The organism is Leifsonia shinshuensis, from assembly GCF_014217625.1.
GTDB lineage: Bacteria > Actinomycetota > Actinomycetes > Actinomycetales > Microbacteriaceae > Leifsonia > Leifsonia shinshuensis_A.
Genome location: NZ_CP043641.1, coordinates 2,009,319 through 2,022,996, shown reverse-complemented (window position 1 = coordinate 2,022,996; position 13,678 = coordinate 2,009,319). Strand labels below are relative to the sequence as shown.

At 65.1% G+C, this 13,678-nt stretch carries 10 protein-coding genes and 1 pseudogene; 7 read left to right on the top strand and 4 right to left on the bottom strand.

All coding sequences use genetic code 11. From position 1 onward, the window contains the following. Nucleotides 1-44 precede the first annotated feature (44 nt). The 6 genes from F1C12_RS09660 (at nt 45) to F1C12_RS09635 (ending at nt 8,264) form a co-directional block, all read left to right on the top strand. On the top strand, nt 45-1,133 hold the full coding sequence (locus F1C12_RS09660; protein ID WP_185278522.1) for a sugar ABC transporter substrate-binding protein: 1,089 nt from the start codon (nt 45-47) through the stop codon (nt 1,131-1,133). Between the two features lie 2 nt (nt 1,134-1,135). Next, complete coding sequence (locus F1C12_RS09655; RefSeq protein ID WP_185278521.1) at nt 1,136-2,644, top strand: sugar ABC transporter ATP-binding protein; 1,509 nt, start codon at nt 1,136-1,138, stop codon at nt 2,642-2,644. Then, on the top strand, nt 2,641-3,645 hold the full coding sequence (locus F1C12_RS09650; protein ID WP_185278520.1) for an ABC transporter permease: 1,005 nt from the start codon (nt 2,641-2,643) through the stop codon (nt 3,643-3,645). The genes F1C12_RS09655 and F1C12_RS09650 overlap by 4 nt, the downstream gene beginning before the upstream one ends. Before the next feature lie 2 nt (nt 3,646-3,647). Continuing rightward, on the top strand, nt 3,648-5,132 hold the full coding sequence (locus F1C12_RS09645; RefSeq protein ID WP_185278519.1) for an amidase: 1,485 nt from the start codon (nt 3,648-3,650) through the stop codon (nt 5,130-5,132). 2 nt (nt 5,133-5,134) lie between these two features. Continuing rightward, nucleotides 5,135-5,908, top strand: a complete 774-nt coding sequence (gene pxpA / locus F1C12_RS09640; protein ID WP_185278518.1) for a 5-oxoprolinase subunit PxpA — start codon at nt 5,135-5,137, stop codon at nt 5,906-5,908. Nucleotides 5,909-7,754: 1,846 nt separating this feature from the next. After that, nucleotides 7,755-8,264 carry a hypothetical protein gene (locus F1C12_RS09635; RefSeq protein ID WP_185278517.1) on the top strand — a complete coding sequence of 170 codons (510 nt, stop codon included), beginning with the start codon at nt 7,755-7,757 and terminating at the stop codon, nt 8,262-8,264. 397 nt (nt 8,265-8,661) lie between these two features. Here F1C12_RS09635 and F1C12_RS09630 read toward each other — a convergent pair whose 3' ends face one another. After that, nucleotides 8,662-9,228 carry a cysteine hydrolase family protein gene (locus tag F1C12_RS09630; RefSeq protein WP_185278516.1) on the bottom strand — a complete coding sequence of 189 codons (567 nt, stop codon included), beginning with the start codon at nt 9,226-9,228 and terminating at the stop codon, nt 8,662-8,664. Nucleotides 9,229-9,433: 205 nt separating this feature from the next. Next, nucleotides 9,434-10,310 (bottom strand): annotated as a pseudogene (locus F1C12_RS09625) (fumarylacetoacetate hydrolase family protein). Between the two features lie 153 nt (nt 10,311-10,463). On the opposite strand from F1C12_RS09625, the gene F1C12_RS09620 reads away from it, so the two are divergent. Further along, a complete protein-coding gene (locus F1C12_RS09620) occupies nt 10,464-11,822 on the top strand; it encodes an NAD-dependent succinate-semialdehyde dehydrogenase (RefSeq protein ID WP_185278515.1) in 1,359 nt (452 codons plus the stop codon). Nucleotides 11,823-11,879: 57 nt separating this feature from the next. Here F1C12_RS09620 and F1C12_RS09615 read toward each other — a convergent pair whose 3' ends face one another. Both F1C12_RS09615 and F1C12_RS09610 read right to left on the bottom strand, forming a co-directional pair. Next, nucleotides 11,880-12,233, bottom strand: coding sequence for a cupin domain-containing protein (locus F1C12_RS09615; protein WP_185278514.1), 354 nt, complete (start codon nt 12,231-12,233; stop codon nt 11,880-11,882). Between the two features lie 20 nt (nt 12,234-12,253). Further along, nucleotides 12,254-13,525, bottom strand: a complete 1,272-nt coding sequence (locus F1C12_RS09610; RefSeq protein ID WP_185278513.1) for a Glu/Leu/Phe/Val family dehydrogenase — start codon at nt 13,523-13,525, stop codon at nt 12,254-12,256. Between the last annotated feature and the right edge of the window lie 153 nt (nt 13,526-13,678).

Here is a 13,678-nt window from a genome sequence, read left to right as displayed (position 1 = left end):
GATGTTGAATGTTGGACAATGACGTTCGCATGAGGAGAAAATCAATGACCCGAATCAGTGTGCTGTCCGCAGCTACCGTCGCTGCAGCAGCGATCACGCTCGTCGCGCTTGCCGGCTGCTCCGCCCCCACAACGGCGACCACGTCGACGGCGACCGCCGCGGCGGCCAGCTCAAGCGCGATGAAAGATACGCTCGCTTACCTCGATGGGGGGCTCCCCGACCTCGGCGGCGCCCGCATCGCCTACATCGCCGAGTGCGCTGCAGCCAACGCCTACTGCCAGTCCCGGCTGAAGGGCGCAGAGGAGACCGCCGCGAAGGCCGGAGCGAAGCTCACCGTCTTCGACGCGAACTTCGACCCGAACACCCAGCTGAGCCAGGTCCAGGACGCGGTCCAGCGCGGCTTCGACGGCTACGTGTTCTCACCCGTGGCATCCGCCACCGGCTGCTCCGACCTCAAACTGCTCCAGGCGAGCGGCAAGCCCGTCGCGACAATCAACAGCCCGATGTGCGGTAACCCCGACTACACGCCAGGCACCGTCGGCTTCGTCGGGATGCAGACCGAGTCGTTCTTCCAGGAGCACGCCGAGAACGCGTTCAAGAGCTGCACCTCGGCCTGTGAGGCCGTCGCCGTCGGCGGTTACGTCGGCAGCGATCTGTTCACCCGATGGGAAGACGCGATCAAGGCGGCCGCCAAGAAGTACCCGAACGTCACGGTCGTGTCGGACCAGCCTGGCAGCTTTGATCCGAAGGCCGCCCTCGCCGTGGTCCAGGACGCGCTCGCCGCACACCCGAAGGTCAGTCTCGTGCTGTCCTCCTGGGACGACATGACCCGAGGTGTCGAGCAGGCGATCACCGCCGCGGGCAAGACGCCTGGAAAGGACGTGCGCATCTACTCCGTGGGTGGCACGAAGGACGGTATCGCCAGGGTGAAGGCTGGAGCCTGGACCGAGACGAGCGTCCTCCTGCCGTACGAGGAGTCGTCCTACGGGGTCGTCCAGCTGGCCCGCAAGCTGAAGACCGGCAAGGACACCCCCGGCTTCGCCTACCTTGCCGAAGCCCCGAGCGTCGTGAAGGGGCCGGGATCGATCTTCGTCACCGCGAAGAACGCCTCCTCCTTCTCGCCGGAGTACTGACCATGACCGAGACCACAGCCGGAGGCCTCCTCGTGGAAGGCTTGTCGAAGAGCTACCCCGGCGTCGTCGCGCTGGACGCGGTGGATCTGCGCGTGCCCGCCGGAACGATCCACGGACTCGTCGGCGAGAACGGAGCGGGCAAATCGACCCTGCTCAAGTGCGTCGCCGGCGCCATCACCCCGGACGGCGGGACGGTCTCAGTCGACGGCACAGCCATCACCGCGGACCTCCACGCAGCCGAGTTGGCTGGCGTCGCGATGATCTATCAGGAGTTGACGATCGTCCCTGAGCTGACCGCCCTCGAGAACGTATTCCTCGGAGCAATGCCGACCCGGTTCGGCGTCGTCGATCGGAAGGCGGCCAGAGCTCGCTACCGCGAACTCGCGGAGCGCATCGGCGCCAGCGTCCGTCCCGGCACCCGCGCACGCCTGCTCTCAACGAGCGTCCAGCAACAACTCGAGATCATGCGTGCGCTGGCCGGTGAGCGGCGAGTCCTCATCCTCGACGAGCCGACCGCCTCACTCGGGCCGGCGGACATCGCCCGCCTCCACGAGGTGATCCGCCGCCTCCGCGACGACGGCCTCGCCGTCGTCTACGTGTCCCACGACCTGGACGCGGTGCTCGACGTCTGCGACGACGTGACGGTCATGCGAGAGGGAAGCGTCGTGAACCACCGCCCCGCCGACCGATGGACGTCGCGGGAGCTGGTCACGGCGATGGTCGGCCGGGTGCCCCTGGCGACGGCCGGAGCCGAACGGCACCGCCACGACCCGACCCCGATGTTCCTGGTCCAGGACCTGAGGGCACCTGGCGTCGACGTACCGCAGCTCCGGATCGACGCCGGGGAGGTGCTCGGCGTCGCCGGACTCGTCGGCTCGGGACGCACCCGCTTCCTGCGCGCCCTCGCGGGAGCCGATCCGGTCATTAGCGGCACGCTGACACGTGGAGACACCCGGATCGCCTGGCCTCGCACGACCGGAGCAGCCAGGCGGCAGGGGGTGATGCTCGCACCGGAGGACCGCAAACGACAGGGGCTCGTCCTAGATCGGGCAGCCGGCTGGAATGTCTCGCTCGGCCGCTTCGGCCGTGTGGGCGTCATCACACGTTCGCGGCTCAAAGAACAGGCCGGCGCCTCTGCGAGGTCGGTCGGATTCGACACGGACAGGCTGACGGCGGCCGCTGGGACGTTCAGCGGAGGCAACCAGCAGAAGCTGCTCCTGGCCCGCCTCCTCATCAACCGCACGAGGTGCCTGTTGCTGGATGAACCGACCCGCGGCATCGACGTCGGAGCCAAAGCCCAGATCTTCGAGACCATCCGCGGGCTGGTCGACGACGGTCACGCCGTCGTCTGGTCGAGCAGCGACCTCACCGAAGTCGCTCAGCACAGCGACCGCATCCTCGTCATCGCCGGCGGGCGTCTGGTCGCGGAGCTCCCGAAGGGGTCGAGCGTGCAGGACATCCTCGAGCACGCCTTCGCAACCGAATCCGAAGGAACGGAGGCCGTCGCATGACCACCACGCTCGTCCCCCGGCGGCGATCCGCCGACGCCCCGGTTGGAGCACGACTCCGCTCGATCGGTGTCGTCGTGGCCCTGGCGGTGCTGGTCGCGGCCGTGGCCATCGCACAGCCCGACTTCCTAGCCTTCGGCAACCTGATGAACATCCTGAGCCAGTGGGCGCCGGTCGCGATCATGGGCGTCGGGATGACGTATGTCGTCATCACCGGAGGCTTCGACCTCTCCGTGGCTGCGATCTACTCGCTCAGCGCGGTCGTCGCCGCAGCCCTGGGTCAGACGCAGGCCCCGATCCTCGCGTTCGCGGTGGCGATCCTGGTGGGAGGGCTCGCGGGAGCCTTCAACGGCGGTATCGTGACCGTCCTGAAGGTCAACCCGTTTATCGCGACGCTCGGCAGCTCCCTCATCCTGTCGGGTCTTGCTCTCGTGCTCACCGGCAACCGCCCGTTCGTCGTCGACTTCGCGCCCTTCGGCGTGCTCGGCGCCGGACGCCTCGCGGGCGTCCCGTACTCCGGGATGGTCGCCGTGCTGCTCATGGTCGTCGGCGGCCTCGCGCTCGCCTACACCGCCTACGGACACTCGATCTACGCGGTCGGCGGCAACGCCGAGGCCAGCCGACTGGCCGGCATCCGCGTCGGCGCCGTCACCGCCAGCGCGTACACGCTCTCCGGCCTCTGTGCAGGTCTCGCAGGAGTGATCAGCGCCTCGCAGTTGAGCTCCGCCCAGGCGAACATGAATCCCAACCTCGTGTTCGACGTCCTCACGGTCGTCATCGTCGGCGGAACGTCGCTCACCGGCGGCAAGGGCGCGATCTGGCGGACGGCCGTCGGGGTCGGCATCCTGGCGACCCTGCAGAACGGCTTCAACCTGCTCGACATCGACGCCTACTACCAGAACATCATCAAAGGCGTGATCATCATCGCAGCGCTCGCTGCGGTCAAGCTGCCCCGCCTGCGGCGCACGCCGAAGGCTCAGACCACCACGAACAAGGAACACTGAACATGACCATCCAGCGCCCCCTCGACGAGCTCACCATCGCCGACGCCCACGCGGCCTTCCAGAGCGGCGAGTTCACCGCGGAAGACCTCGTCGTCGCCTACCTTGACCGGATCGAACGGATCGACCGGACGGGTCCTGCGCTCAACTCGTTGATCTCGGTGTCGGACACCGCCGTCGACCAGGCCAGACGCCTCGACCGGGAACTGGCCGATACCGGGAAGCTGACCGGGCCCCTGCACGGCATCCCGGTTGTCGTGAAGGACCAGATCGAGACGGCCGACCTCCCCACCACGTTCGGCAGCATCGCATCGGGCGAGTTCCGACCCGATCGGGACGCGACGGCGATCGCCAAGCTCCGCCAGGCCGGTGCGATCATCCTCGGCAAGACGACGCTGCCGGACTTCGCGACCTCGTGGTTCTCGACCTCCTCGCGCAGCGGGGTCACGAAGAACCCGTACGACCTGGCCCGCGACCCGGGCGGTTCCTCGAGCGGGACGGCCGCGGCCGTCGCCGCAGGGCTCGCCCTCGTCGGCGTCGGAGAGGACACGGGCGGCTCCATCCGCCTGCCCGCCTCGTTCTGCGGCCTCGTCGGCCTGCGCGTCACGCCCGGCCTGATCAGCCGCGCCGGGATGTCGTCCCTGGTGAAACCTCAGGACACCGCGGGACCGATGACGCGGACGGTCGCGGACGCCGCGCGCATGCTCGACGTCATGGTCGGCTACGACCCGGCGGACGAGTACACCGCCGCGGCGGTCGTCGCCGGGAGCGGAAGCTCGTACGCGCAGTCGCTTGCAGGGGCGTCGCTCGCCGGTGTGCGGATCGGTGTGCTCCGCCAGGCGTTCCCCGACGGCACCGATCCCGACGGCGCGCGCGTCGCGGAGACGGTGGAGGCCGCCCTGACCTCGTTGCGGGGTGCGGGAGCGGAGCTGGTGGAGGTGACCATCGACGATCTCGACGAGCAGGTCGGGTTCACCTCCCTGTACACGACGCGATCGCAGGCCGACATGGACGAGTTCGTGAGCGCCCGGCCGGCTGCAGGCATCCCCTCGATGCGCTTCCTGATCGATACCGGGCAGTACCACGAGAAGCTCGACCTGCTCGAAGCCATCGTCGCCGGCCCCCAGGACCCGCAGGACGACCCCGAGTACGTCCGGCGCGTGCTCGCGCAGAGCGCGTTCCAACGCCAGGTGCTCGGCGTCATGGCGCAGAACTCGATCGACGTCGTCGTGTTCCCCGACGCGAAGCTGCCCGCGCCCACCCGCCACGACATCTTCGCCGACCGCTGGACCTGCCTGACCTACCCGACCAACACCGTGATCGCCTCGCAGCTGCTGTTCCCCGCCATCACGCTACCCGCCGGCCAGACCTCGGACGGACTGCCGGTCGGACTCGAGCTGATGGCCGCGCCGTACGCGGAGCACGAATTGCTCCGCCTCGCGGCAGCCGCCGAAGCAGCCCTGCCCGCCCGGCGCGCGCCCGTCCTGTAGCCATGACGCCCTCGAACATCACCATCAACTCCGACCTCGGCGAGGCCATCGGCCTCCACTCCTTCGGAAACGACGAAGGACTCCTCGCCATCGTGGACACCGTCAACGTCGCCTGCGGCTTCCACGCCGGAGACCCGGGCACCATGCAACGGACAGTCCGCGCCGCCAGAGCCGCCGGAGTCACCATCGGCGCGCACCCCGGGCTGCCCGACGTAGCAGGCTTCGGCCGGCGTGCGATGGCGCTCACGCCGGCGGAGGCCCGCGACCTCGTCCGCTACCAAGTGGGTGCACTCGTCGGATTCCTCGACGCCCAGGACGTGCCGCTCGACCACATCAAACCGCACGGCGCGCTGTTCGGAATGGCCGCGGCGGACGAAGCCTTGATGCTCGCCATCTGCGAGGTGGCGGTGCAGTACTCCGTCCCGATCTTCGGATTGGCGGGCACCGCGCACGAGACAGCCTGCGCGTCCGCCGGGGTGGAGTTCGTCCCCGAGCTGTACGTGGACCTCGACTATCGCGACGACGGAATGATCATCGTCGAACGCGAGCCGCGCGCGCGCCCCCTCGAAGCTGTTCGCCGCCGCGTCGAAGACGCCGTCGGACGGGGACACGTCGTCTCCCTCAGCGGCTCGACGGTCCCCGTGCACCCGCGCTCGATCTGCGTCCACTCCGACCTGCCGACCGCCGTCGACGTCGCCCGCGAAGTCCGGCGAGTGCTGTCGCAGAGACCCAGCGCGGACGGCGTGCACGCGAACGCTGGCTCCGCGCGGAGCTAGCGCGGAGTCGCCGTGGTCTTTGCTCGGCCGTCGAGACCTCGAAAATCGACCGCGAGGCGCACCCGGTACAAGGGGTGATGCCATACCGGACGACCGTGTGCTCTCAGTGGTCAAGGTCGTGCCTTTCAAACGATGGAGAATAGTGGCAGAACGTTCCCGAGCAGTCACGCCTGATAGGTCTATGCACGCCCGCAGCGAACGGCTGGGCGCTACCACTGGGTCATGCTCACTCGCCGCCGTCCGAGATGACACCCGACCATGTCCGCGCCCACCCTCCAGGGGCGGCCAGGGCACTAGCAGTAGCCGAATCGTTAGACATCTCGGGAAAGCTCATCAGGGTTCCTCCACTTCTGGACGGTCAAACCGTTGGTCGAATCAGTACATGCGGCAACGACAGCCACCTTGTGTGCGGCGCCTCAACGAAAACGCGGGCCAGTCCGGCCCGCAGAAGCCACTCCCGCAGCCCAAAGGCGCGCGGCACGCAAGTGAAGAACGGCGGGCCATCCGGAGCCACCAGCGATTACCTTCATCGGATCGCTACATGCGACCGACAAGCCACCCGACGAAGCCCCACGCCGGATCACGCCCGCTCGGGCACGCAACGGAATGGGAGACTGCGACCGAGGGAACGGCCAAACAACCGCCAACAATCCGATGACGGCTCGTCACAGCGCGCCACCGTCCCGCACCCGCGGCGCGATCTCCGTCACGTCCACGCGAAGTAGGCGTGCTGCTGCTGCGAGCCGTCGTCGACATGAGCGTGACGCTGCCAGATGCCGCCAGGAGGCGGTGCTGGTGGGAGCCGTCGTCCGGATGATGCCGGCTGTTACCAGCCGCGATGGGTGGAGCCTCTGCCGGGGTGAAGTGTGGCGCAGCCAGCTGGGTCCCGATGCGATGCGCTGTCGCGCTGGACTAGGGCGACGTGGTGGCCCGGACCGCGCCCGGGACGAGGCGTGCCCAGGAGCCCGTCACCGGGTGATGAGGTGGCTGGGCGACCCCAAAGTCGCTGAGGCGCTGCTGAGGGTTGTCAGGGCGTTCCAGACCCGAAGGGGGATCAACGCTTCAGAGCTCGGCTCGTCGCGAGGAGCGGCCGTCCAGGGCCCGGGTCGAGGTCTGCGATCCGGTACGGGACGGCGGGCGTGTTGCAGCGAGCCGGTGGTGGTGCGCGTTCGTGGGGTTTGGTTCCCAGCTGGCACTCGGGCAGGGCGGTTTGTTCGGCGCGATCGGGCTGCTGTGATTTGACCAGTTCGGGAGGCGCTCGCGTTGTGGGACTGCGGGCGTGATGGGTGGTGTCGAAGCTGCCTGGTCGTGTCTGTGAGGCGCGTTGAGACAGGTGCTTCCCCAGTCCCTGGCTGGGGTTCGTCCAGTCCGATTCTGGATTGTCTTAGCTTTTTCGCCCAGGAGCCCGCTATAGGGAAAGTTGGGGATGTATATTTCTCTGCCCCCGGCCCCTTATATATACCTTTCTCTTTCTTTAAGAGATCTATATCAAGTTAAGTTAAGTACAGTAGAGGCTTTGGGGCTGGGGGCCCCGGTTTTCCGGGGTTTTTGTTGTCTCATCTCCGCTCTGACACCGCAGTTTTCCCGGGTACAAAGCCCACGTTCAGACCCCGAGCAGACCCAGGTCGGGGTTTGTTGGACTGAGTCCACATATGGGGCAGGGGGCCAGGTTGGCCCAATTCAGCTGGCCCACAAAAATGTCGTCCTGCCTGCGCAGGACGATCGGATGACCGACCCGCGTTCTCTCGCAAACTCGTCCTGCGCAGACAGTACGATCAAGCCTCCGCGATGTCAGAATAGGGGAGCGTTCGCTGGCCCTTCAGCGTCCCGATTTTGAGGAGTGCTGGTGCCAGGATCATCGCCGCAGCTAGTTTTTGACACCCTTGCTGCGCTGATCGCGGGTCGCAAGATTCGTGGTGATCTTCCCTCGTTTTCTGAACTCGCTCGCGCAACCGATGCCGCGGCGAGGTCAACGGTCCCGGCTGGTGTGGAAATGCTTCGCGCTCGGGGCTTCGTCGTGAAGTGGGACAACGGCCGAGGCCACACCATCGTTACCCCACCGCGGCTACAGCACCCACCGCTCCTGGACCTCATCGACGAGCTTGAGCGTTACGCGGCCACCATGAAGGTCGACTACGAAGAGTTGATCGCCCTCCTTGCGAGCAGGATGTTGGTCGAAGGCGACTGGGCCGACGACCGGGACGAGAAGCTTGAACTCATCCGCGCCACGGCGGACAAGTATCGAGCTCGTGAACGCCGGGCGCCCGCGAAGACCTCGAACCGTCCGCCGTCGAGACGAGAGCACGCCGCCGCGGCACGGGAAGAACTCGAAGGAATCCACTCGACGGGGGAGTGACGGAAGCCTTAACCCCGTTCATTCGCGACCGCGGCGACGATCGCTCAGGATGCTGCCGGCGGACTTGTCGGCGCCCTCCACCGTTGCATTCATGGCGCAGGCATCCAGCACCTCGCGGCAGTAAGGAGGACACGAGACCTTGCCGCTCTGTGATCGGGGCGCCTCGGATGGCAGAACATATCGAGGCGCCCTGCCGGTCAGACCTGAGCCCTCGCTCTCACGGCTTCGGCGCTCTCGTCGGCGATCAGCGAGCCAGCTAACTGAGAAGGGCCATTCGCCGCTACCCCAACGCGGGAAGCACCGGAACTACACGTGAACGCAGACCCAGCTGGCTCCGATCGCACCCTGTGAATCCGGGCGCCCCACGTCGATGAGCGGCAAGCAATGCATGAGCCGATCAGTACAGAGCGAGAATCTCGCTGACTGACCGCACGGCAGCGTATCCGTCGGCCAACGACGCCATGTAGGCGGCATGAACATCTGCGGCATCGACCGACCTGTCGTTGAATTGGAGGTTGGAGGAATCGCATGCATCGTGGGCGACGGTGACGTTGTAGCCGAAGTCGGCTGCGGCTCGAACCGTCGCGTCGACGCACATGTTTGACATCATCCCGCAAATCACCAGTGCGCTGGGATGCAGGACTTCCAGCACGGTGGAGAGGCGAGTCTCCAGGAACGCGTTGGGGAACTCCTTGACGACCACTTCTTCCTCGTCGAGTGGGGCGACGAGAGGGTGATGCTCGATTCCGGGCGTGCCCGGACGTAGGTAGGTGGCTTCTGGGGAGTCCCAGACGTGTTTGATGTGGATGACAGGCCAGTTGTTGGAGCGGAAATGGTTAAGGAGTTGCCGTGCCTGCTCGGCTGCGGCAAGCGGCGCTCGCAGGGGCATCTCCCCATCTGGGAAGTAGTCCCGCTGGATATCGATCACGATCAGCGCAGGCGTCGAGCGCTCACTATCAGTCAACTGGCACCCCTTTGCGTCGCAGATGAGCTTGACGGCGCCCGAAGGCGCTCGACATTGGTAGCTTTATGGTAATCAACAGATGCCTGACGGGCAACAGTGAGGGTCTAGCCGCCTTCCGATGGTCGGTGATCGGGTCGCCACCTCATGGATTCGGTATATGACCGCTGCCCGCGGGCGGTCAGAAAGGCAGCGCGTCACGCCCCGTTCAGCGGACCTCGCAGTGGGTGGTGAGGTATCCGATGCCACCGATTGTCACGGTGACGGTAGAGCGATCCCGCAGGAACACGCGCGGATCTCGTGAGTAGCCGGCACCGCCGGGGCTTCCGGTTGAAATCAATGTCCCGGGCTGCAGAGTCGCACTCCGCGAAAGGAATTCGATGATCTCGGCGACCGTGCGAACCATCTCCGCGGTTGACGCGTCTTGAAGGATAGTTCCGTCCAGATTCGTAGTCAGCCAGAGGTCTTGCGGGTCAGCGATTTCGTCCGCTGTGACGACAACCGGTCCGGTGGGAGTGAAGCCGTCAAAGGATTTCGACCTGGACCATTGCGCCTCTGAGAACTGTAGGTCACGGGCGGTGATGTCATTGACGATGGTGTAGCCGAACACATAGTCGAGCGCGTCTTTCGCCGAGACGTCCCGGGTGGGCTGACCAATGACTACGCCGAGTTCAGCTTCGTAGTCAACCGCAGCGCTGAGATCCGCCGGCCAGACCGTGGTGCCTCGATGGCCGGCCAGAGAGTTCGGCCACAGTGAGAACACGGTGGCCGCCGTTTCTGTCCGAAGCTTCAACTCGGAGGCGTGGGCGGCATAATTCGCCCCGACCGCAAATCACCTGAGGTGGGCGGAGCACGGCGGAAGCGTGACGCAGGTCATAGACCGGATGAAGCGCAGCTCCGCCCGTGACGGCGTCTGCGACTGTCGTTCGCACATGTGCGAGTTCGGAGGGGCCCCGTTCAATGAATTCTTGCAGATCGCGAGGAGCGCCCGCCATCACGTCGTCGACGAAAAGGGCACCGTCGCCGATGACAGCTGCGAGTCGAGGCGACTGGCCCGGATTGTTGCTGAGGTGTGAAAATCTCACGCGAATTCCTGAAACGAGTTATCTAAACGCCTGCCAGATCAAGGTCTAAGCAGTGCGCGCGGCATGGTAGCGTGCGCACACCCATAGTATCTCTTTAGTAAACAAATGTAGCCTGAAAGGCGACTCTCGCTCTTACAAGGAAGTGATCACCCGATGCGATATGCAGTTACCAATCCCGCCACCGGTAAAGCAGGTCTGTCATTCGACACGCTGACCGATGCTGAACTCCACTCGAAGATTGCCGCGTCCAACGCCGCCTTCGCTGACTGGGCGCGCACCCCTCTTCGTGAGCGGGCGTCGATTGTGCGAAGGGTAGGCGACCTGCACATCGAACGTCGGGACGAGCTGGCAGACATCATCGTGCGGGAGATGGGCAAACCGCTTGAACAGGCGCTCATCGAGGTCGACTTCGCCGGTGCGATCTACCACTACTACGCGGACAACGCCGAAGAGTTCACGCGAGACGCCCCGATCGACATCGCCGGAGAAGGTAGCGCGTTCATGCGGAAGTCCGCGCTTGGCGTCCTGCTGGGCATAATGCCGTGGAACTTCCCGTACTACCAGGTCGCCCGTTTTGCTGGCCCGAACGCCGTCATCGGGAACACCATCCTGCTCAAACACGCAGAGCAGTGCCCTGAATCTGCGGCAGCGATCGAGGCAATCTTCCAGGCAGCAGGCGCCCCCGACGGTGTCTACCTGAACCTCTACGCATCCCACGATCAGCTGCGCGATGCCGTCGCCGACCCCCGGATCCAAGGAGTGTCGCTCACAGGATCAGAACGCGCAGGCGCGGCCGTAGCCGAAAACGCCGGTAGGCACCTAAAGAAGGTCGTACTCGAACTCGGAGGTTCCGACCCGTTCATCCTGCTGTCAACCAACGACCTGGACGCGACCGTGAGGGATGCCGTCGACGCGCGCGTCGACAACAACGGGCAAGCCTGCAATGCGGCGAAGAGATTCGTCGTTATCGACGCGCTCTACGACGCCTTCCTCACCAAGTTCGTCGAGCAGCTCTCGTCGATCAAAACCGCAGACCCGGCTAAGGCTGACACAATTCTTGGCCCGCTCTCGTCAGTGAAGGCAGCGGAGGGCTTGGAAGACCAGGTTCGGCGTGCAGTGGAGAACGGGGCGACACTGACGTACGGTGGGCAGCGGGACGGCGCCTACTTCGCAGCAACTGTCCTCACCGACATCGAACTGTCGAACCCGGCCGCGCACGAAGAGTTCTTCGGGCCCGTAGCGCAGGTGTTCCGCGCGCGTGACGAAGCCGACGCGATTCGCATCGCCAACGACACCCCGTACGGGTTGGGATCCTACGTGTACAGCACCGACCCGGAGCAGGCCCTCCGCGTAGCCGATCAGGTTCAGGCGGGCATGGTGTTCGTCAACGTGATCCGGGCAGACAGCCCAGAGCTGCCCTTCGGCGGCATCAAACGTTCCGGCTCGGGTCGCGAGCTCGGGGCATACGGTGCGGACGAGTTCGTCAACAAGAAACTGATCCGCATCGGCTGAACGCGCAATGAGAACGGGGCCGTCGCATCGGCTGCGGCGGCCCCGTTCCCGATTGGTCTACTCGTCGAAAACGCCGACGAACACTTTTCGGACGGGTTCAAGGACGTACAGGTAGCCGTTGAAGCCCTTCGGGATCAGGAACGCCCGACCCTCTCCGAACTCGGATCGTTCACCGTCGAGTGACTCAACGGCGATGCGGCCGCTTAGAATGACGCACACCTGGTGGTAAGGCCAGTCTTTGATGTACGCCCAACCAGATTCAGCTTCCCAGACGCCGCCAACGGCACGGTCGGCAGGAAGGGTAACCCGGTGCTCCTTTACGGACCACCACGGTGAACTCGTCGTGAAATGCTCCGGTCTCGCCGTCAAACCGTTGGTTGAAGTGATTTCGGTAACCGTAAGCTTCTCCATCCTCTTATCCCTCCGCTCGATTACGGGTACAGACCGCGGAGCCGATGTGCTTCAGCGACGCGCTCGACAGCAAGGGCGGTAGCCGCCGACCTGAGCGACAGATTCCGGGAGTCGGCATAGCTGTTCACAGCCTGCCAAGACGCGAGCATCCGGTCAGCGAGACGAGATTCAACATCCGCGACGTCCCACCGATAAGCCTGATTCGCCTGCGCCCATTCGAAGTACGAGACGACGACGCCGCCGGCATTCGCAAGAATGTCGGGCACCACGAGGATGTCGTTGGCCTCGAAAACCTCGTCCGCAGCAGTTGTCGTTGGGCCGTTCGCGCCTTCGACGATGACCCGTGCCTGCACCCAGGCCGCGTTCTTCTCGTTGAGCACTCCTTCCACGGCTGCAGGGACAAGCAAGTCCACCGGCAGTTCGAGCACCGACTCGCCCAGAAGGTCGTCTCCACCGTCAAAGCCGGGGACACGACCCGTGGAAGAGACATGCTCGGACAGGTTTGCAATGTTTAGGCCACCCCAGTTGACGACAGCGCCGTACTGGTCGGCGATCGCAACAACCCGAACGCCAGCCTGGCTCAGGAAAAGTGCCGCGTCCCGGCCAACCTTTCCGAACCCCTGCACGACCGCCGTAGCCCCATCAGGATTGATGCCCTTCTTCCGCAACGCTGCGAGGGCGATATGGGTGACACCTCGAGAGGTCGCGGTGGACCGGCCAAGGGAACCGCCAAGGCTGACCGGCTTCCCAGTGACGACCGCGGGAACCGTAAACCCGATAGCTGACGAGTACGTGTCCATGATCCAACTCATCGTGCGCTCGTCAGTTCCGATATCCGGAGCGGGAATGTCACGCTCCGGTCCGAGAATCGGCAGAATCTCGCTGGTGTAGCGGCGGGTGACCCGCTCCAACTCACCGATCGAATACCGGCGAGGGTCGATAGTCACACCGCCCTTGGCGCCGCCGTAGGGCACGTCGACGAGAGCACACTTCCAGGTCATCCACATCGAAAGAGCGCGGACCTCGTCCAATGTCACATCCGGGCTGAAACGCAGTCCACCCTTGGCCGGACCGCGGGACAAATTGTGCTGGACGCGGTGGCCGGTGAAAACGGCAACCGTACCGTCATCGCGGCGAAGCGGGACGGCGACTGTCATCTCGCGACGTGGAGTCGCGAGCATACGGTGCATGCCCGAGTCGAATCCCAACTGGTCGATCGCCGCGGTCAACTGCCGCTGCGCCTCTTCCCAAGCCTTGGACCCGGCGTGGGTCTGCGGCAGCGTCGTTTCCATCAAGCCTCCTTGGTTGTGTGGTAATGCAGACAAGATAGGCGCGCAGCCGGCACCGCCGAACCAGCCATCTCGTCGAAAACGATGCTGTCAATCCGACACGCTGTCGAGTGTGCCATGATTACTATAGGTAACTGTTTGATTCACCACGAGAAA

Coding starts and splice junctions, on each gene's coding strand:
- F1C12_RS09645 (WP_185278519.1), top strand. CDS start 3,648: ATGACCATCCAGCGCCCCCTCGACGAGCTCACCATCGCCGACGCCCAC.
- F1C12_RS09610 (WP_185278513.1), bottom strand. CDS start 13,525: ATGGAAACGACGCTGCCGCAGACCCACGCCGGGTCCAAGGCTTGGGAA.
- F1C12_RS09650 (WP_185278520.1), top strand. CDS start 2,641: ATGACCACCACGCTCGTCCCCCGGCGGCGATCCGCCGACGCCCCGGTT.
- F1C12_RS09655 (WP_185278521.1), top strand. CDS start 1,136: ATGACCGAGACCACAGCCGGAGGCCTCCTCGTGGAAGGCTTGTCGAAG.
- F1C12_RS09615 (WP_185278514.1), bottom strand. CDS start 12,233: ATGGAGAAGCTTACGGTTACCGAAATCACTTCAACCAACGGTTTGACG.
- F1C12_RS09620 (WP_185278515.1), top strand. CDS start 10,464: ATGCGATATGCAGTTACCAATCCCGCCACCGGTAAAGCAGGTCTGTCA.
- pxpA (WP_185278518.1), top strand. CDS start 5,135: ATGACGCCCTCGAACATCACCATCAACTCCGACCTCGGCGAGGCCATC.
- F1C12_RS09660 (WP_185278522.1), top strand. CDS start 45: ATGACCCGAATCAGTGTGCTGTCCGCAGCTACCGTCGCTGCAGCAGCG.